The following is a 20,069-nucleotide window of genomic DNA, read 5'->3' on the forward strand; positions in this document are numbered from 1 at the left end:
CTAAATGATGTAAAAAATTAACTTCTCAAACATTTTATTATTTGATTTGCAATTGCCCTCGCAAAAAGGGGAGGGACCGCATTACCAACTTGTGTATATTGAGGAGTTTCATATTTTCTTCTATCCCCACCAGTTGTTCGTTTTCCGTAGAATACAAAACTATCATCAAATGATTGTAGTCTAGCAAATTCTCTTACAGATAAAATTCTTGGATTTCCTTGGTCGTAGTGAACAATATCATCTGGAAGTGTTAATACTGTGGGGGAAACTGAATCCTTTTCTAATTTTGTGCATCGATATTTTTTGGTTTTAAAGTATTTCAATTCTTCAGAAGTTAATCGTATCAACAGATCTCCAACACTCTCACCAGGCTTTAACTTTTCAAACCGTTTAACCGTCTTCTCTTGGTGTGTTGATGCCTTATGATTCTCTAATCTAATTGCTCGGATCGTTTCTCCATTAGCATTTGGTGTAAGCCCGTTTCTTAATAATTGTTGATATGGGGTAACTCTATATCTTCCGTTATAGTTAGATGATACCTGCCCATTTTTCAAAAATCTTAAATCAGATATAGCGTCTTCTACCGATACTACCACTTTGTGTTTTTCTGGAAATGTAGGGATCTGAAGCCTATCTTTCTTTCTTTTAAAATTTCGAGTACCGAAAAAAATTACCCTAGGTCTATTTTGAGGAACCCCATAATCTTTAGCATTCAATAACTTATATTCAACATAATAGCCAAATGTTTTGGCTTCTTTTTTTATAATTTCTGGTACTATTTCATCTTCGTATATAGTCCCTGAGATTCCTTTTATTTTTTTCACCTTATACGAGAGCATTCCTTCTACATTTTCAATAACAAAGTACTTTGGTTTTACCAATTTCACTATTTTTAGATAATCCAAAAATAATCTATTTCTTGGATCGTTCTCGTCTCTTTTTCCAGTTAAACTAAAACCTTGACAAGGAGGTCCTCCAACAATTACATCAATTGTGGCTCCTCCAAGGAAATCATTTAAAGTTGATCTTTTAGTCAACTTACCAATATCATCATTAAAAAAGTTCAAATTATATCCTAATTGATCGTGACGTCTTTTATATGTCTCTGCGGCTTCTTTGCTATAGTCACTAGCAAATGGAATTTGAAATCCTGCTTGGAGAAACCCCTCACTCATTCCTCCAGCACCACAAAAAAGGTCAAGTACCGTATACATATTATTAATCACCCGTTATCCCATACAATTCTAGAACCAGGATAACATACTAGCCCTCTTAATAATAGGCGAACAGTCAAAAATACAAAATTCTTACAGCATACCAATATTGCTGAATGATGACAACATAAAAATAGTATTGCTTATGATCTTATATCAACCTACCCTTTATTTTTGCAGCCCACCTCAACGGGGTGTCTTGAGACATATGTTTCAAAAAACTACAATCATAGTCATGATCATTTTTTAAGTAATCACGATTCCACGAGCCATTATTTTGAATTAAGATATTAAGTAAGTAATCTGTTGCTTCCTTTCTCATGTCTGCAAAAAATTCCTCCAATCCCTTTGGAGACACCATGAGAGTAGAGATAGAGTATTGATCAGGCCTGCCAATTTCGATAATTAAAACTTCGCCAGAATTAGCAGCTCTAATTAATACATTGGCATATTTTCTCCTAGTACTCTCCGTCACAAATGATATTCCTTTATCGCCTGGCAGGTCACCAATTTGTAAATCAATTAAAGCCTCAGGCATTAAATTCTGTAATTCTTTAATTGCCTCCACAAAATCTTCAAGACCTGTATTTTTCAGGTCGTACTCCACTTGCAATGGCCGAAAGTCTACCGATTTTCTTTTACCTCCAGACACTGACTCAATAGTTGTCACCAAGTTATTGGAGGTATCTCCGTCATTCTTTTCCTCCTTACTTAATGACAAACTATTAGCTTCTATAGTTTCATTTATTGTTACGCTTGGCTTAAAGTCAAATCGCAATCGAGTTGCTTGTACATCAATTTGTGGGTGCACTTGCGCATCAAAAGAGGGGAGAAGTGATTCGTCAAGCTCATGAGCGTCACCAGTTTTGGATCTTTTAACAACTCGGCTACCGACATTCTGACTAGAGGCACTTCGAATCACCACACCCTCATGTTCAACAGTTATACTTCGATAGGGTGGCACAAGGCCCGTTGCGTCTAATATGTTTAGAACTAAAATTGTTCTGTCGTTTTCGATAACTCGGCCGACCCAATTACTATTGCCTTGTAGTGGGACGTGGACACTCACTTTATTGTTGGTAGATAACTGAGAAACAGGGTTGAGTGGATTAGTTTGCATCGCATTACGAAAAAAAGATTGATACACCTGATTCCATGCTTTTCTAGCTAAACGGTCATTATAAAGCCACACGAGATGAGCGATTAACCCTCTGTTAATATATGATTTGGGTATCGCTTTGGAAAGATTAATATAGTAATCACCGTTCGTATCGTCTGTATCCAATATCAGGCTATCAAGTCCTGTAGGATGTAGAATCGCGTTCGCCAAAAAACGCGAGGGAGTAAGAAATGCCCTTATGATTTCTATACAAGGAACGACCACATCTTTATCCTCATGCTGAAGAACCCAGCAGAGTTCCTCATAATTTTCTTTGAAAAAGAGCTTATACAGTTCTTTTCCAAATGCCATTCTAGCTGGTATCACTTGTCCATTCTGTACCTGTTTAAGGAAAAGCCTTTCTATTTTACCGCGTCCCATACTTTTCATTGGTTTACCATCAATAACATACTGTCCAAATCGAAGCCAAGGCAACGCTCCCCAAGGAATTGTTGCAGTCTGATCAATGGCACCATTGGTTCTACGGAATACCACATCAAAAACCCATTCCCCATTTCCTTTCCGATAGGGAGAGCGAAACCAGTGAATAGATACTTGTTCGCCTTTATTAAATGGCCAATTTGAAAATTTTAATGTATCCAAAGTGATTCACCACCGTCTCGTACCGCTTGAATTGTTGGAGATTCATAGTGATATTGTAGAATTTGCGCTTCGATTTCATCTGAAATCAGAGAAGTATATCCTGGTCTCAAGCCCGCAATTCTTTCTATTTTCCAACGCAAAATCCGTTCATTTCGGTTGTGAAGAAGCTGTGTAGCCCATCTAATTCTTCTTATTTGAAATTGTTCAATGTCTTCGGTGTACAATTTGAATACACTCATGGTAACTGGCAATCTATTTTTGTGTTTCTCGAGTAATGACTGCAAACCAATTTGTTTGCCAACGTAAGCAATCGTGACCCTAATAGGCTTTTGCATTTCATTTGAAAGTATTTTTTTGCACTCTGCCTCAACCTTGACGCTCGTTTCTAAATCACGCAACTCCCAATTGACTCTCTGGATGACGTCCTTTTTAGTTCTTCTGTGATCTGATCGGCTATGAACTATCGGCGCATCTTTCTTGGTTACTTTTAGCTTAGGCCGAGACTGCCGATTTTTCTCAGCTACATCTCTTTCTAACAACTGAGCATATTTAATAACCGTCTTCGGATCTACCCCTAGATCACGCGCAATTTTCCTGAAGGAACCTGTTTGATGTTGTACTTTATTAACCAGAAGGGAAAACCAAACGGGACCAAATTCCTTTATCCTCCCGATTCGTAATTGATCTTTTTCAGAACGATCCGGACCTCTTCGTGAATAGACAAAACCACATTCGCAACTAAATGTCCCAACTGGTCTCCGAGTATCAGAACAAATCGTTACATCACAATGATCTATCACTTTCTTCAAAAAATGATCTGCAGCATGGTTTAGACAGGGCCAAGGAGGCTGTCCAAATGGATGGTAACCTCTAGTTTTGTTTAGAAATTCTTCTACCGAATGAAATACAAAGTTGATCAATAAAAGATAACGGATGGGGTTAAGGGTACGTCTTGTCTTTCGAGTAGCAAAAGATAACCAACTAAACTCGTCTTCTATTGTTGATTCCAAAAGCACTAATAACTCGTTTCCATAATGAAGTTCAAAGTCCCGATGCAACATTCCCTGACGAATCCTTCCGCTAGGAGTGGCATATTGTGAGTATTGTAATTCAGGCAAAAAGATTGTTTTCGCTTTATATAGATTTGGAATGTCAGATATGGAATACAGTGTTTGTATGTCTCGTGCTAGATTTAATAGCATCTCTTTTGTTTTTGTTGAAAGTGGTTCATCGTTCGCTAAAATGGATTCCACTTTATTTTTCTCTATGCCCGTCAGTGGACAAACAGTAAAACCATGTCTGTTGAGCTGATCTGTGGGATACGCTACTAGAGGAGAGTGGTGAATTGGGCAAATAAACACTCCAGGGGTATTGTGAACACGATGCCAGTACGACTCACCATAAGCTTGGATATCATCTGAAAGACATTCCATACAAAAGCACAACCTGTTCTTTTGACACACACCACCTGCCATAATCCCAATTGCCATTTGAACAGCTCTTCCTTGATTTCCTTTCAGCATGTCTTTGATCTTTTTAGAGCGGTCTGGTGGTAGAAATGGCGCATAAAAAGGGAATAAACTGTGCTTATCAATGAAATCATCAGCAGTATAAACTGCCCCCATTGGGAGCCTCTGAATTAATGCATGTAACTGGCTAGAGAAACCAATAGAGGAGACTATTGCTTCAGAACCAAACAAGTCCTGCAAAGTGGATTTAAAACTTACATTACCACTTCGAGCATGGTACCGTGCAAACACACTATACATTAACTCATCCGGGTAGGGAGTAGGAAAAAAGGAAAGCATGGCAGTCTCTCCCTTACGCTAAGAACTCATTTGGATCTTTTATATATCCAGCCAATTTCAATGACTCATATCCAGAAAGCTTTTTAGCTTGTCCAAGGGAAGTGATTTCCCTTAAATCTTCGCCAGTGCGAATTCCACGCTTTCTTTCACGAGTAGATTTTGGTGGAGATGATACAGTCTTTACTTTGGAGTTAGCTAAGGCTATTTTTAGAGCTAATTGATTGAGATCAATGTCCTCTAGTGCCTGTTGATGTTCCTGGACAGTTATCTCCGCTGCTGCATTTGCAACTGCTGGCTCAATTCCAGCATCAATTAACCAATTGGCTATCTGTTTTATGATCAGGACATTAGGATCAAACCCCAGTTCTGATTTAATCATTTCGAGACGTTTTTCTTGTATATGCTTCGCTTCCAATTCATCTATGTAGTCCATGACGGATAAGCTAGCATAGACATCTCCAAACTTGGCAATTTTACTTTTATCACCGGATTTCAACGCTTTTAGAGCAGGTTGAAGCAGCTGCAATCGATCTTTTGCCACAGACTTAATAATCGAAGGCGTAAGGCATCCTTTATCAGTATCGATTGCACGCCACTGTGACAACATGAAAAGCTTAATAGCAATGTCTGTTATTCCTTGAGATTCTTCGTACATGGTTTCCTTAATTTCATCTGTAAACTTTGCTTTGTTATTAGTCCACTGAAATTTCCACAATCCTTGCAAAAAGAAATCCCACTCATCATCATTTTTCATCCGGTCCCAGATTAGATCACCTTGTCCTGTTCCACGGCGCGCATTTCGGAATTCTCCGTCCAGAATAGGGAGAGCCTTGAAAGTACCAACTACAACTACTGGTAGTCCAATGGTATTCACAAGTTGGACGAAAAAGTTGAGCATTCGTAAACCTCCACCACTTTTGGCCTCACTGAGGTTTTGGATCTCATCTATAATCAAAACTCCAAGACAATGTACGGCCGCGATTTGCGCCATGATCGGTAATAACTCATCCACAGAACGGCGACCACCCGCATGCTTTTTGTGATAATTCGTTCCGAGCATCTGATCAATTGCTTGGAAGAAATTAATACAAAGCCCCTTAATAGAGCCATCTTGAGGGCAGTCCATTTTCATCCACACGATTTGGTAAAGGCTAAGGTTATGTTCCTTATACTTACTATGCATGATGACCTGAGGATACATAGACATTACACGATTCAAGGCAGATGATTTTCCGATTCCAGAAATACCCACAATCGCAAAGCCTGATGAACTTGGATTATTGATCGGATAGAGGCTGCTTTCTCCATAAGCAATAAGGTCGTGAGCATCATTTCTTGCACGAATTGCATAGTTTGGTTCCAAAGGATTCCTACCTATATATCCATCCCGGATTAGTCTCGATATTCTCTGTTCCAGCTCAATATGAGTAGACAAGGGCTGAAAGTAATCTCGCGCAATTCGTTGAACACAGTGTAATCGTAAGTGCGTTGGCAAATTTCTTTCATTCACATTGAATCTAGGTCTTGAAGCCATTTTCCTAACTGCAGTCGCTTCATCCCAAATTGGTGGAAGTGCTTCCAGAAGAGGATTACCAGCATAATCCTCTAGCTGGGGATCATAGTAGTAAGCTTCAACCGATAAACCCCTGAAAATTGAATTTGAAGGGGTTATAGCATTACTCATCTTCATCACCATCATCATATGAATTTAGTATGGACCGTAACCGAGAGGTCTTCTCGGCAGGGGGAATGTAGCCAGTATCTGCCGTTGTATTGTTCTTTGTAAAGAGAACTATTTTGTCTGTTTTTTCTCTTGATATATCTTGTCTGGAATCTCCCAAACTTAATGCTTCTTTTCCTTGATTTTGTTCTTTTTCTAATTTGCGATTTTTACGGATGTTCTTTGTTCTCTCACGATCACTAGAATCACTTTTTTCCAAGGTCTCGTTAGTTTTTCGTGTAGCCTCTTGAACGACACCCTTTATATATGCATCCAGTTCGATCTTGGCTCGTATAGTATCATCACTTTTTTCTTGCTTCCCTAACTTCTCTATTTCTAATAAGTCTTCTACCTCATCAAATCGTTTATTGAAATATCGTTCTTCTCTCTCAAACAAATAGCATTTCTCAAACCTTTGTCCATCATCAAGCCAAATATATATTGAATTCGTCGTTCGTGGATCGTAAGCGACCGGGATAAGCCAGCTTCCCTTAGCTCTAGCTTTCGTAAACCATTGCTCTCGAATGGCGACATCACTTGTATAAGCCATTCCTTTAAATAAAATCCCTGTCTTAGTAACAGAAGCATTACCTTTGTACATTAAATTTAACTTCACGATATCTTCTGAGTGCTTTTTCAGCCTTCCGGTTCGATTCATAATGCCCCAATTCCATAGTTCTCGTGGAATAGAAGAAATATTATCAGCTACTAAAAATTCATTGCGGTCATACCACTCCATGTAGTGCTGATTGTTATGATAAAGAATCGTTCTGATGATGATCTGTGTGAACTCATGCAGTGTCAACTTGGCATCTAGACGATAGTCTCGTTCACCACGTTCTCTATTTCTCGCAGCAACTGCACCTGGTATCCACTTGATCGTTCGATGATTGAATAAACGAAATTGCTGCTCCACAATCCCTTTCCAGTCAGCGCGATAGGGTGGTTCTGTCTCTACATCAACTCCCAGTGTATTGATCAGGTTATTGGGCATCGTTCCCTCAAGTTCTCCTCGATCTGCTGTGAGTTTCTGTGGCAAATGACTACTTATCCATACATCGTCCTCTATCTCAATGCCATATTCAGCACAATATGATCGTTTGTCTGATGCCGTGTTTGCAAGAGCCATCATTGCTCCTAACCAACTTGGGCCTTCCAATCCAACATACAGACCAGCAATATATCTACTAAAAACATCAATCACGACATAAATGATTGGTCGGCCAATAATCCATTCTCTGTTATATTGACTAACTAGGTAAATATCCGCAACGGTGGCGTCAATCTGAAAGCGAGAGCCAGGACCAAATGATTCTTTCGTTGAACTCCCCAATATAGGCCTATGCTTAAGTTCAAAATTTCTTTTACCTTGCCGTTTCTTTATTGATTCCTCTAAATCAAGCTCCTTCTGATACCAATACCTGAACTGTCCATAGGTAGGTAATTCATCCTTGGCAGGTAGTAGGGGAATCCGAGTATCTTCACTTTTTTTAAATCCAATATTGAAAAATGCTTCCAACGTTTTCTGATAGGCACGTCTTAAAGGAGCCTTTTCTTTCGTGTTATAAAACAAACGAATCCCTGAACGAAAAGATTGCTTCATCTCTTCTGAAATGTTTACTCCTGTAGGCTCATCAGAGAATTTTTTAGGGCGTCCTCTTTTAGTTTCACCGCCAATTCGTTCAGTTCCTAAACCACCGGAATTTTTATAATAGGGTAATAAAGCATTAACCATCTTACCAGCTTGCCAGTATCTTCTTAGGTATCGATAAATGGTACTTTTATGTATTTGAGATGTTTGTACTGCGTCTGCAACCATGACGCCTCGCAGCTTGGGATCAAAGACATCGGGTTCTTGTTCTACAATTGGAGAGATTACTTCCCATGCCTTGTCCCTTATCTCCTTGTGTTTTTGGGGAATAGAAGCTTCCTCAATAAACAGATTGGGGAATTGTATATATTCGATCACTCGGTGATGTTTTTCCAGAGCACTTTTAACATACTCTTCGACAGTCCTTACCTGAGGAAATGCTTTTTCATCATCTAAAGCAATCGTAACGACCTTTTTACGTTGGGAATCGATCCACAGTATCCGTTCAATGTGGCCTTTATCTAATGGCTCAGCATCAATATTTTTCCATTCGACAACAGTGTTTGTAACGAGCCACTCCAACATTTTTATCCCCCCATTGCCGAGTTCCTTAGTTGCTCATTTTCAATAATTATTTCGTCCAATGGCTGCGATGGTAAGATTGGTTTACTCATATTTACTTTCCATCTCTTCGCTGCTATGAAATGCCGTACCATTGCTAAGGATGTTCCTGGTTCTAGACCTAACTTATCGTCTGCTATGGAAGTTGCTGAGGCCAATGATGTATGAGCATCTGAGAGATTTTCAAGAACAATCTTCTCTATCCCAGATACAATGTAGGGGCCAAGATGATGAACATCCTCATTATGTCGTTCTTTATGAACCCATTCGATGTTCTGTATTAAGATCTTTGGGATGTCTACTTCCGTAACAATTCCCCAGTCAATGTTGCGTTTTGCCCAATAACGTCTTTCAATTTCAAACTTCTCAATTACTCTATGAGAATCTAATTGTGAAGAAGGTTTGATTGTTCTGGCTATCTCACGATTGCCGACAGAAATCATAAAATCAGTTGTTATTACAATAGGTTGGGTAGATTTCGGATCTGTAGGATGCTTGATATTTAATTCCTCAGCAATGGAGAGGGTTTCTTCGATGGGAAGGAGAGGAAACTGCTCACGGATATCAGTAACAATATCTGACCATTCAAGAATGTAATAATAGGAGCGTTCTAAATCAGAATGAACATGGTGGATTCGGTTTGTTTTCCAGCCACGGATACGGGTTGCTCGTCCAGAAGACGGGACATCCTGAATCAGGAGCCAAGGGATATAATCATGTAGATAGCCTTGACCGCGGCCTTCTTTTATTCGTTTTTCTATCTGTGTTAAAGAGGACTCACGTTTGCGTTTGGGCAAAAATATACCTCCTTTGTAATCATTAATCATCAGTCCCCAATAATCCAATTTATCCATTTCTTTGCATATGTCCCGTTTGGGTCTAATTGCTTTGTTGAGGAAGAAATAAATCGATTGATTTGACTAAAATCTGGCCCTAGACACCCTATAGCAGTCCATCGATCCATAAAATCAATAAAATTTTTACCTAGTAAATAGCCATGTCCTTGAATATTATTACGTGATAAGTAGACGACAGGACAATCAGGACCTTCTGTTAAGTCAAAAGCTAGGAAATCCCCTTTCCCAACATCGCAAAATATTAGTTTGTTATGCCAAACCTTACTAATAGGATCATCTGTATTCATGTGGTATTCCTTAATGAATATATTTTTGAACCGATTAATACGGATTAAATCTTTTAGATCCCATCCAAAATCACAGTTGAATTTTCTGTATTCCTGAGGACATTCTACAATTAATTCAACATCTTCCATTAGCGACCAGGAAATTTGTATTTTCGAAGAAAATTGAAGTAATGTCTCACGAAACGACAGCGGTAGTTTCACACCTAACTTTTTTTCGATTTCTTCAACTTGTTGCAAGGTAGCAGGTTTGGTAACTAGAACCTCTTCTATATCACCGCCAATTTCCCAAATATGGTCTGTAAATTTATCCAATCTAACTTTCCAAGCATTCCATGGTTTCATAAATAGAATATTCCCCATTGGTTTCCTTCCTTTCGTAAAACTCCCGATGTAGCTATAACACAAAAAGAGCTACCCATAGAAGGTAGCTCAACAATAGACATTATTCTAAGTTGTAGCTTCTCGGATGTTTCCATCATCAAGTACCACACCAGAAGTATAACCTTATACTTCCAGTCTAATACTTTATTTTGCAGTCTACAACTTTATTTTTCAGTCTAACACTTTATTTTCTAGTCTAAAACTTTATTTGCTTGGAACAAAAATCAATATCCAACTAATTCCCCTTACTCTACCGTAACACTCTTCGCCAAATTCCGTGGTTTATCCACGTCCAGGCCGCGAACGACAGATGCAAAGTAGGAAAGCAATTGCAATGGAATGACGGTCAAAATAGGTGTCAGCATAGGCAATGTGGCTGGCAAGTAGATCACTTCATCGACGCTCTTTGCCAGGTCGTTGTTGCCTTCGATCGCAAAGCCCAGTACGCGTGCGCCGCGGGCTTTTACTTCCACGATGTTGCTCACCATTTTTTCGTAGATATCCGGTTGTGTAGCTAGTGCGACTACCGGTACGTTATCTTCAATCAGCGCGAGGGTGCCGTGTTTCAGTTCACCAGCAGGGTAAGCTTCGGAGTGGATGTACGAGATCTCCTTGAGCTTCAGGGAGCCTTCCAGCGAGACTGCATAGTCGAGGCTGCGTCCGATAAAGAACAGGCTGTTTACGCCTTTGGTGCTCTCTGCAAAGTGACGAACCTGCTCGGCATCTTCCAGCATGGAAGTGATTTTCGCAGGGATTTCTTGCAGATGATCCACCACTTCAGCTACTTCCGTCGCTGCCAGTGTACCTTTTACCTGTGCCAGATAGAGGCTGAACAGATACAGGGCTACCACTTGGGACGTATATGCCTTCGTGGACGCTACCGCTACTTCTGGGCCTGCCCATGTAAAGATGACTTCGTCTGCTTCACGAGCTACGGAGCTGCCTACCACATTGGTGATTGCCATGACCTTGACGTTACTCTTTTTCGCTTCACGCAGAGCCGCCAGTGTGTCTGCTGTTTCACCAGATTGGCTGATCACGATCATCAAGGTGTTGTCCGTGTAGATCGGATCACGGTAACGGAACTCCGATGCAACAGCTACTTCCACTGGAACGCGGGTCCATTTTTCAATGACGTCTTTACCGACCAGACCTGCGTGCATAGAAGTACCGCAAGCCACGATATAGATGCGATCGTATTTCGCCAGTTCGGCATCGCTCATTTTCAGCTCAGGCATTACGATACGCTTGTTCTCCTGATCAATGCGAGCGCCCATCGTTTCACGAACAGCTTGTGGCTGCTCATGGATTTCTTTGAGCATAAAGGAATCGTAGCCGCCTTTTTCAGCCTGCACCAGATCCCACTCTACATGGAACAGTTCCCGCTCGATTTTCGCACCTGTTTCTGCGTCCATCAGCTTTACGCCATCACGGGTGAGCACAGCCATTTCGCCTTCGTTCAAAATGTACACGTCGCGCGTATGCTCCAAAATCGCAGGGATATCGGAACCGATGAAGCTCTCGCCTTCACCCACACCGACTACCAGTGGGCTTGCCAGACGAATGGCCACCAATTTATCCGGCTCATGCTCGGTCATAATTCCCAATGCGTAAGCACCACGCATACGTTGTACCGCTTTGCGTGCAGTCGAAACGATATCGCCATCATACAAGTCAGCCAGCAAGTGAGCGATGACTTCTGTATCCGTCTCAGAGGTAAAGGTGTAGCCTTTGCTCAGCAGCTCTTCTTTGATCGGCAGGAAGTTCTCGATGATTCCATTGTGCACGACAGCAAAGGAATGCTTTGCATCTGTGTGAGGGTGGGAGTTTTCGTTAGACGGTTTTCCGTGTGTCGCCCAACGAGTATGTCCAATCCCAATGAAACCACCTAACGGATGAGATTCCAGACGCTCTTCCAGCACAGCCAAACGGCCCTGTGCTTTATCCAGCTCCAATCCCTTCTCGTTCAATACGGCTACCCCAGCCGAGTCGTATCCACGATACTCCAGCTTGCGAAGACCCCCGATGATAATATCCTGCGCTTGTTTATTTCCAATATATCCAACGATTCCGCACATAAGTGATGATCCCCTTCCAAATAAGGCGGGGACACAACCCAATGCCAATGGTACGGGGGTGTGCCCCCGCCATTCCATTTATTTTTTATCTATTCACGATTTCATTCATGGTTAACGTTGCATGGACTGTCAAATCGTATCATGCGCAAGTTTTTGTCCACCAGATTTCTCTGATATTTTGTACCTGCGCTCCACGGTAGTGATACTGCTGCCGGGAGGTATCCGCCGAAATCTTCGATAAACCTCCACCTCGTCCACTGGGCCTTTTTCCGGTCAGCCACAGTGCTGGCGCTTTACAACAAGTAATTATTCCTTACATTCATTATGTTTGGGCTTTGTTCTGCAATCGCCTCCCTTTCAGCTACAAGATTGTGCTATAGCCAGATGCACATGAACACTTTACCACATCTCGCTGTTAGCGACAATCATATCTTTGTCATTTACTTGTATGCGAAAGGGAGTGGCTCTGAACCACTCCCTTCACATATTTTTTACACGAGCTCTTGTTTCACGACATCGACGATCCGATGGACCAAGCCCTCTAGCTGAGAAGCGTCCGGTCCTTCTGCCATCACGCGAACGATTGGCTCGGTTCCAGATGGGCGTACCAGTACGCGTCCATTCCCAGCCAATTCTTCCTCGACAACTCGGATAGCCTGTTCGATCGCCTCGTTACCGTTCAACTTTGATTTATCTTCTACTCGTACATTGATCAGGAGCTGCGGGTACTTCACCATGACCTTTTTGAGCTCGGACAATGGTTTCCCCGATTCCTTGACGATGTTCAACAGCTGCAGACCGGTCAACAACCCATCACCTGTCGTATTGTAGTCCAAGAAGACGATATGGCCAGATTGCTCGCCACCCAGGTTGTAGCCGCCGCGCAGCATTTCTTCCACGACATAACGATCACCTACGGCTGTCTTGGTCGTATTGATGGAGCATTCCTCCATGCCTTTGAAAAAGCCCATATTGGCCATGACCGTCGTCACAATCGTGTTGTTGTTCAACTTCCCTTTTGCCTTCAGGGCACGTGCACAGATCGCCATAATGTAATCGCCATCGATGATTTCACCGTTATCATCTACCGCGATACAACGATCAGCATCTCCGTCAAAGGAAAGGCCCAGATCAGCTTTATGTTTCAGCACTTCCTCCTGAACTCGTTCAGGATGAGTAGAGCCGCATTGATCATTAATATTGATTCCATTTGGATTGGCGCCGATCGTGATGACTTCTGCGTCCACGTCAGCAAACAGACGTGCAGCCAACGAAGAGACCGCTCCGTTTGCACAATCCAAAACGACTTTCAAGCCGTCAAATCGCTCGGATACGGTACTTTTCAAGTGGGAGAGGTATTTTTGTCCACCCTCCAAGAACTCGAGTACAGTCCCGATATTTTCACCTGTCGGACGAGGTAGAGTATCCTCTGTCGCATCCAGGTATTGTTCGATTTCTGCTTCTACTTCATCGGACAGTTTAAAGCCGTTGCTGCCGAAGAACTTGATGCCGTTATCCGGAAACGGATTGTGGGAGGCGGAAATCATGACACCCGCATCTGCTCCCAACGCTCGCGTGAGATATGCCACACCCGAGGTAGAGATGACACCCAATCTGACTACTTCTACTCCGACCGATAGCAGGCCTGCCAAAAGTGAGTTTTCCAGCATTTGACCGGAAATGCGCGTATCACGCCCAATCACTACCTTTGGTTTACCTTCTTGTTTGTGTCTCGTGAGAACATAACCGCCAACGCGTCCGATTTTAAATGCCAGTTCGGGTGTTAGCTGTGCATTCGCCACACCGCGTACACCGTCAGTTCCGAAATACTTCCCCATGTTTGTCCCTCATTTCCTTCCTTGTGCACACAACAGCTTATGTCTACCTTTGCTTGTTCGTGATTTCTACTGTGACCTTCTTGGGTGCGCTTTCTGATGGCTTGATGTAATCGGATTGGTTGAAGATATAGTTCAACGCAATCTCGTACACTCCAGCCGGCATATTGCTGACATCGGCTACAACTTGCAGGTCTTCTGGTCTCAACTGACCCAATATCTGAGCCGCCCCTACGGCATCAAAGTCAATCGTAGACATTTCCTGACCATCCGTCGATAGCACCTTGGCTTGCAAGTTTTCTGATAGCCCGCTGATGCGGATCGGAATCTTTTCCAAACGCTTGGTCGTAGAAGGCACGACCTTTAGTGACACTTTTAAATACTCCGGTTCTACCTTCACGATATTATCCATTACCGGTATTTTTAGCTCTAACAGACGATCTGATGTAATGTTGCTAAGATCAATTTCCGGGCCTGGGTACGTGGTCGCTTTCATAGCGTCTATCACTTCTTTCGGCCCAAACACCGTCACTTCATCCACATTCATATCCACACTAGCCAAACTATAGCCATTTGGCATTTCATTCGTCAAGTTTAATTTGACAGGTACCTTGATGAACGGGCTTGTGACAGGAATGTTCACTTCAACCGTAAGTGGAACGACGTCAGCTCCCTGAATCACATTCCCCGACTTGTCCACTACTTTGAGAGGAACGGTGGTCTTTATGGCCGAAGTGGCTCCTTCCAGATCGACAGATGCTTTTACAGCAGCCACTTTGTCTACCTGGCTCTCCGGAACGCGTACAAGCGCACGGAACGGCTTCACAATCGGCTCCCCAGCTGTATATCCAGGTGCGACTACCCCCAGCATCTCCACGTTTACTTCTCGTTCTACCGTCTTTTTCTCTTCCAGGGTAATTTCCACGATGTTTGGGATAATCCCTACTTTCACTTCATCAGGAAAGCCCTTGTACTGAACAGGGACCTTATGCGTACCTTTGCCCAGTCCCGTCGCATCTACGTAGACCTCCCACGAATCCGCAGGGAAGAAATTATGTCGGTAAAACGGGTTGTTACTCTCCAACGCCACCTTGACCGTTCGCTGCTGCTTGACTACCTGAAAACGGTCTGTATCGTATTTCACATGCAAATTGACACCATCAATAAATACTGGCTGACTTGCTTCGGGAGTCGTCGTCTGCTCGGTCTCCAGATTGACGACCATCCACATCATGACTGCCAAAAGTAGCGCAACTGCGCGAGCAAACCAATGACTATTTAACCATTTATCCATGTTTTCGCCTCCATTGCCAACGACTTCCCATGGATTTGCCCTTCGACAGAGGCTGGAGCTGATCAGTCAGGATCTCTGCCAACTGCTCCTCCGTCAGGTTGCGGTTCATCGTGCCATGTGCGGCAAAAGACACCTGCCCAGTCTCCTCCGAGACGATAATGGACATCCCATCAGAGACCTCGCTGACACCGATTGCGGCACGGTGGCGCGTTCCCAACTCCTTGGAGATCGAGTTGTTTTCGGACAGCGGTAAATAACAGGCAGCAGCCAAAATAACGTCTTTACGCATAATGACTGCCCCGTCGTGCAAGGGCGTGTTTGGGATGAAAATATTGATCAACAGCTCAGAACTAACCCGACCATTGATCGCGATACCTGTTTCCACGTAATCATTCAAGCCCGTCTCACGCTCAATGACGATCAGAGCCCCAATACGCCGCTTGGCCATATACGTGACCGATTTGCATACTTCTTGCACCAGACGACTGACCATATCGTCATCCTGAATGGTGCTGGAACGGGAAAAAAGCTTGCCCCGCCCCAATTGTTCGAGGGCACGCCGCAATTCTGGCTGAAAGATAATGACGACGGCCAGTACCCCAAAGGTAAAGGCTTGTGACATCAACCAGTGCAACGTCGTGAGCTGAAAATATTTGCTGAGGAGCCAGGTGATCACGATGACCATGATCCCCTTCAACAATTGTACTGCGCGCGTCCCACGAATGAGCATAATTATTTTATAAATCACGTATGTAACGAGTAAAATGTCCGTTCCATACCGAAGTAAATCCCCGTAGTCCAACGATATCATAACGAAGCCCCCATATCTCGCTCCATCTCAATGAAGTCAGTCTATCTCCTGTGGAAAAAGCACGGCTCCGCTGCCGTGCTGTAGATAGCTGTACTCTCTATTTTCTCTTATGGCAAGACTGGAAGCAAGTCATTTCCAATATTTTTCACTTCATACCAGATCCAATCTACGATGGCTTCGATGGATTCTGTGTTTCCAGCCACTTGGGCCGTAGATGCGACGAACACTTTTCCTTCGATCGCGACCACATTTCCTTTTACCTGACCTTGCACTTCTACGTTTCCGTTTCGCACGACCAAATCACCATCAATGCTGGTTCCAGCCGGTACGACGACCACATTTCGTTCACGGTCGATTTTTAGTTTATCCATGTTGGCGGAGGAAACTTGCAAGATGTTATCCCGATCGAACCAGTTGGCACACAAGCTGCCCGTCATCAGAAAGAGAAAGACAGCCGCTGCTGTGAGGAACGGGTGTCTCCGCAGCCAACCCGAAAACAAATTCTTTTTGGTCTCTGCAGGCAATTGTGCAAGTACACGCGCCGTAAAATCAGAGGAGACATGAATATGCGAAGCACTCTGCACAAAGGCGATGGCCCGCTGCAATTCATGCATGTGCTGGCGGCAGCTCACACAGGTTCTCATATGTGTTTGCAAATGCTGATTGGTTAGCTCGTCAGTGTCCCCATCCAGAAATTCATGAATGAGGATAATCATATCCCGGCATTCCATCTTGATTTTCTCCTTTCTCACATCAATCGCAACTTGCTGCGTAAAGCTTCTCTTCCCCGGTGAATTCGCGTTTTGATTGTCGTCACAGGCAATTTCACAATATCGCTAATTTCCTGCAATGACAGGTCTTCGATATAGCGCAAGATCATAATGGATCGGTACTTTGGTTGCAAATGAGACAATGCGTCCTGTACGGTCTCCTGTAGCTCCTGCGTCACTAATTTATCCTCCGGCGTACGCTCATTTGATGACAAGCGTGAGTACCAGTCCATGCCTTGCCCTGGCTCTGTTTCTTCGTCCAATGAAAAATCCGGCCGTTTCTTTCGGCCACGGTCGATGCATAAATTGGTCGCGATACGGTAGATCCAGGTGGAGAACTTGTAGCCTTCATCGTACGTATGCAAATTGGCGTATACCCGCAGAAACGTCTCCTGCGCGATATCTTCCGCATCCTGGCGATTTCCCACCATACGATACGCTAGCTGGAATATCTTATCCTTATAAATCTCGATCAACTCGGCAAAGGCTTCGCGATCTCCACGCTTTGCTCGTTGAGTCAACCGCTTCTCTACAAAATCCATGCGATCCTCCCCACAATACCGTAATCCTATATACGGATGATACTGCAAATGGTTTCGTATCTTTTCGTGTTTGTGCAGGTAATTTGTTGGGAAATACAGGAATAAGCGTAACTTTACCCTCTATATATTAGTGATGGTAGCTCTTTTATCCTAACGCTGTAAAGGAGAGTGGGACAAATGTCAAAAAATGATGTTCTCCTCCAGATCGAAAGACTGCGAAAAGAACTAAACGAACAGTATAAGACACAGGCTTCCATCACTCCCGAGTTGGTGGAGCTAAGTGTAAGACTCGACCATCTCCTAAATAAACTGCATCTCCATCCTTAGAATGTACTGTTTTCTTCCAACAATGTAAAGACACGGAAATGCGAAAAAGAGAGGCGCACAGTGGCCTCTCTTTTTGTTATGGTTTTACCTTTTGATTAAAGTAATTTATCTCCAAAGGCAGAGCTCATCAGAGCAACTGCTACACGTGCTGTATGATTTTCGCTATCCAGAATCGGGTTCACTTCGACAAACTCCGCTGAACAGAGAATATCTGCATCTGCCAGCATTTCCAAGGACACGTGCCCTTCGCGGTACGAAATTCCTCCGATGACTGGTGTACCCACCCCTGGTGCATCATGTGGATCAAGGCCATCCAGGTCAAGGCTCAGATGCACACCATCCGTATTCTTAGAAACATGGGCAATTGCTTCTTCCATAACACGCGCCATGCCTAGTTTATCAATTTCATGCATGGTGAAAACTTTCATACCGATGTGTTTGATGAGTTCTCTCTCTCCGCCATCCAGATCGCGTGCGCCGATGATCACAACATTTTCAGGCTTCAGCTTCGGTGCAAAGCCTCCGATGTTCACCAAGCGATCATGTCCGTAGCCCAAGCTTGCTGCCAGTGGCATTCCGTGAATATTGCCGGATGGAGAAGTCTCTCCCGTATTCAAGTCGCCGTGAGCGTCAAACCAGATCACGCCCAAATTCTTTACGTGCTTGGCTACGCCTGCTACTGTACCCAGTGCAATACTGTGGTCGCCTCCCAACACTAGCGGAAAACGGCCCTCCTGCATGATATCGCTTACAACCTCGGCCAGCTTGGCATTCGCCTCTACGACTTCATCTAGATATTTATGATTTTCCGTCTCAGTAAAATGATGAGGACGTGTAACCGGAATATCTCCCCGATCCTGGATGTTCATGCCCATCTTTTCCAAACGGGCAACCACTCCCGCGTAGCGAATGGCGCTCGGCCCCATATCTACTCCGCGACGGTCCGCACCTAGATCCATTGGTACTCCGACAATGCTAATGTTTTTGTTCATAACCGTGCCCCCTTCCCTCAGCTCAAACCTAACTTCAACAGTTCTATTGTAGCCTCGAAAAGAGAATTGACTCAACTCGACAGGATCTTGCATAAATAACCTATTCCGGAGGGTTTTGGAACGCAACAAAAAACGAGCAGCCTGTAACAGCTACTCGTTTTTCTTTACTTCCGATGGAGCGGGTGATGGGAATCGAACCCACGCGACCAGCTTGGAAGGCTGGAGTTCTACCATTGAACTACACCCGCAAAAAAATGGTCGGGAAGACAGGATTCGAACCTGCGACCCCTTGGTCCCAAGCCAAGTACTCTACCAAGCTGAGCTACTTCCCGATTCATTTATCATATCCCTAAATAGATAATGTTGCAAGGAAAAACTGCACACATTGTTCTGTTTTGGGGATAAAATGCGTGCCCTGAGAGATTCGAACTCCCGACCTTTTGATTCGTAGTCAAACGCTCTATCCAGCTGAGCTAAGGGCACATGATTTTGTTTTAGACTCCAAAAATGGAGGTAAATACTGGTGAGCCATGAAGGACTCGAACCTTCGACCCTCTGATTAAAAGTCAGATGCTCTACCAACTGAGCTAATGGCTCGTGCAAATGGCTGGGGTACTAGGATTTGAACCTAGGAATGACGGAGTCAAAGTCCGTTGCCTTACCGCTTGGCTATACCCCAATAGCCCAAGAAATAAAAAATGGTGGGGAGAGACGGATTCGAACCGCCGAACCCAGAGGGAGCAGATTTACAGTCTGCCGCGTTTAGCCACTTCGCTATCTCCCCATATTTTATTAAGTGGTGGAGGCTGACGGGATCGCTTCCTACTTGCGCTTCTACGTCGAATATTCGAGACTGGCAAGCAAGATCAGATGTACCCGAGCATATCTCCTAAGAGCTTACTCCGAGGGTGAACCGGAACGGTGAGATCCCGAGCCGGAACCAGAAACGAAGTAAATGGTGGAGGCTGACGGGATCGAACCGCCGACCCTCTGCTTGTAAGGCAGATGCTCTCCCAGCTGAGCTAAGCCTCCAATAACCCCAATTTGTTGTCGGGGCCCCCGCAAAGTACTCGGTGTTGCATCGAAGCGTTCACTTCACTTTGTGGGGAATTTAGGTGACCCGTAGGGGATTCGAACCCCTGTATGACAGCGTGAAAGGCTGCTGTGTTAAACCGCTTC

The 20,069-nt window shown here is 43.7% G+C and carries 15 protein-coding genes and 7 tRNA genes; 1 reads left to right on the forward strand and 21 read right to left on the reverse strand.

Annotation, left to right across the window (positions count from 1 at the left end; genetic code table 11):
• Window positions 1-17: 17 nt before the first annotated feature.
• The 13 genes from AN963_RS29880 to sigW all read right to left on the reverse strand — a co-directional run bounded on the left by AN963_RS29880 (window position 18) and on the right by sigW (window position 17,571).
• The gene (locus tag AN963_RS29880; RefSeq protein WP_055748170.1) at window positions 18-1,214 is read right to left on the reverse strand and encodes a DNA cytosine methyltransferase; all 1,197 of its coding nucleotides are present in this window, start codon (window positions 1,212-1,214) and stop codon (window positions 18-20) included.
• A 151-nt stretch (window positions 1,215-1,365) separates the two neighbouring features.
• Window positions 1,366-2,976 carry a hypothetical protein gene (locus AN963_RS29885; protein WP_055748171.1) on the reverse strand — a complete coding sequence of 537 codons (1,611 nt, stop codon included), beginning with the start codon at window positions 2,974-2,976 and terminating at the stop codon, window positions 1,366-1,368.
• Window positions 2,964-4,784, reverse strand: coding sequence for a TnsD family Tn7-like transposition protein (locus AN963_RS29890; protein ID WP_055748172.1), 1,821 nt, complete (start codon window positions 4,782-4,784; stop codon window positions 2,964-2,966). Before AN963_RS29890 ends, AN963_RS29885 begins: the two co-directional genes overlap by 13 nt.
• Before the next feature lie 13 nt (window positions 4,785-4,797).
• Window positions 4,798-6,468, reverse strand: coding sequence for an AAA family ATPase (locus tag AN963_RS29895; RefSeq protein WP_236708147.1), 1,671 nt, complete (start codon window positions 6,466-6,468; stop codon window positions 4,798-4,800).
• Entirely contained in the window at window positions 6,461-8,680 is a 2,220-nt protein-coding gene (locus AN963_RS29900) for a Mu transposase C-terminal domain-containing protein (protein WP_055748173.1), read from the reverse strand. Before AN963_RS29900 ends, AN963_RS29895 begins: the two co-directional genes overlap by 8 nt.
• 2 nt (window positions 8,681-8,682) lie before the next feature.
• Complete coding sequence (locus AN963_RS29905) at window positions 8,683-9,570, reverse strand: TnsA endonuclease N-terminal domain-containing protein (RefSeq protein WP_407922572.1); 888 nt, start codon at window positions 9,568-9,570, stop codon at window positions 8,683-8,685.
• On the reverse strand, window positions 9,543-10,220 hold the full coding sequence (locus AN963_RS29910) for an SMI1/KNR4 family protein (protein WP_055748175.1): 678 nt from the start codon (window positions 10,218-10,220) through the stop codon (window positions 9,543-9,545). Before AN963_RS29910 ends, AN963_RS29905 begins: the two co-directional genes overlap by 28 nt.
• A 266-nt stretch (window positions 10,221-10,486) precedes the next feature.
• The gene (glmS, locus tag AN963_RS29915; RefSeq protein WP_055748176.1) at window positions 10,487-12,319 is read right to left on the reverse strand and encodes a glutamine--fructose-6-phosphate transaminase (isomerizing); all 1,833 of its coding nucleotides are present in this window, start codon (window positions 12,317-12,319) and stop codon (window positions 10,487-10,489) included.
• Between the two features lie 491 nt (window positions 12,320-12,810).
• Window positions 12,811-14,157 (reverse strand): phosphoglucosamine mutase, encoded by a 1,347-nt coding sequence (glmM, locus tag AN963_RS29920; protein ID WP_055748177.1) that lies wholly within the window; start codon window positions 14,155-14,157, stop codon window positions 12,811-12,813.
• Window positions 14,158-14,200: 43 nt separating this feature from the next.
• Complete coding sequence (locus tag AN963_RS29925) at window positions 14,201-15,448, reverse strand: CdaR family protein (RefSeq protein WP_055748178.1); 1,248 nt, start codon at window positions 15,446-15,448, stop codon at window positions 14,201-14,203.
• Window positions 15,441-16,259 (reverse strand): diadenylate cyclase CdaA, encoded by an 819-nt coding sequence (gene cdaA, locus AN963_RS29930; RefSeq protein WP_055748179.1) that lies wholly within the window; start codon window positions 16,257-16,259, stop codon window positions 15,441-15,443. The genes AN963_RS29925 and cdaA overlap by 8 nt, the downstream gene beginning before the upstream one ends.
• A gap of 107 nt (window positions 16,260-16,366) precedes the next feature.
• Window positions 16,367-16,990 (reverse strand): zf-HC2 domain-containing protein, encoded by a 624-nt coding sequence (locus AN963_RS29935; protein WP_055748180.1) that lies wholly within the window; start codon window positions 16,988-16,990, stop codon window positions 16,367-16,369.
• 17 nt (window positions 16,991-17,007) lie between these two features.
• A complete protein-coding gene (gene sigW, locus AN963_RS29940; protein ID WP_055748181.1) occupies window positions 17,008-17,571 on the reverse strand; it encodes an RNA polymerase sigma factor SigW in 564 nt (187 codons plus the stop codon).
• A 177-nt stretch (window positions 17,572-17,748) separates the two neighbouring features.
• On the opposite strand from sigW, the gene AN963_RS29945 reads away from it, so the two are divergent.
• Window positions 17,749-17,898, forward strand: a complete 150-nt coding sequence (locus tag AN963_RS29945; protein WP_055748182.1) for an aspartyl-phosphate phosphatase Spo0E family protein — start codon at window positions 17,749-17,751, stop codon at window positions 17,896-17,898.
• A gap of 95 nt (window positions 17,899-17,993) precedes the next feature.
• Here AN963_RS29945 and rocF read toward each other — a convergent pair whose 3' ends face one another.
• The 8 genes from rocF to AN963_RS29985 form a co-directional block, all read right to left on the reverse strand.
• A complete protein-coding gene (rocF, locus tag AN963_RS29950) occupies window positions 17,994-18,890 on the reverse strand; it encodes an arginase (RefSeq protein WP_055748183.1) in 897 nt (298 codons plus the stop codon).
• A 174-nt stretch (window positions 18,891-19,064) separates the two neighbouring features.
• Window positions 19,065-19,138, reverse strand: a tRNA-Gly gene (locus AN963_RS29955).
• A gap of 7 nt (window positions 19,139-19,145) precedes the next feature.
• Window positions 19,146-19,222, reverse strand: a tRNA-Pro gene (locus AN963_RS29960).
• Window positions 19,223-19,299: 77 nt separating this feature from the next.
• A tRNA-Arg gene (locus AN963_RS29965) sits at window positions 19,300-19,373 on the reverse strand.
• A gap of 38 nt (window positions 19,374-19,411) precedes the next feature.
• A tRNA-Lys gene (locus AN963_RS29970) sits at window positions 19,412-19,487 on the reverse strand.
• Between the two features lie 7 nt (window positions 19,488-19,494).
• A tRNA-Gln gene (locus tag AN963_RS29975) sits at window positions 19,495-19,569 on the reverse strand.
• A gap of 20 nt (window positions 19,570-19,589) precedes the next feature.
• A tRNA-Tyr gene (locus AN963_RS29980) sits at window positions 19,590-19,674 on the reverse strand.
• A gap of 172 nt (window positions 19,675-19,846) precedes the next feature.
• Window positions 19,847-19,922: transfer RNA gene (locus AN963_RS29985), tRNA-Val, on the reverse strand.
• Window positions 19,923-20,069: the final 147 nt, after the last annotated feature.

The organism is Brevibacillus choshinensis, from assembly GCF_001420695.1.
In the GTDB taxonomy this organism is placed as follows: Bacteria; Bacillota; Bacilli; order Brevibacillales; family Brevibacillaceae; genus Brevibacillus; species Brevibacillus choshinensis.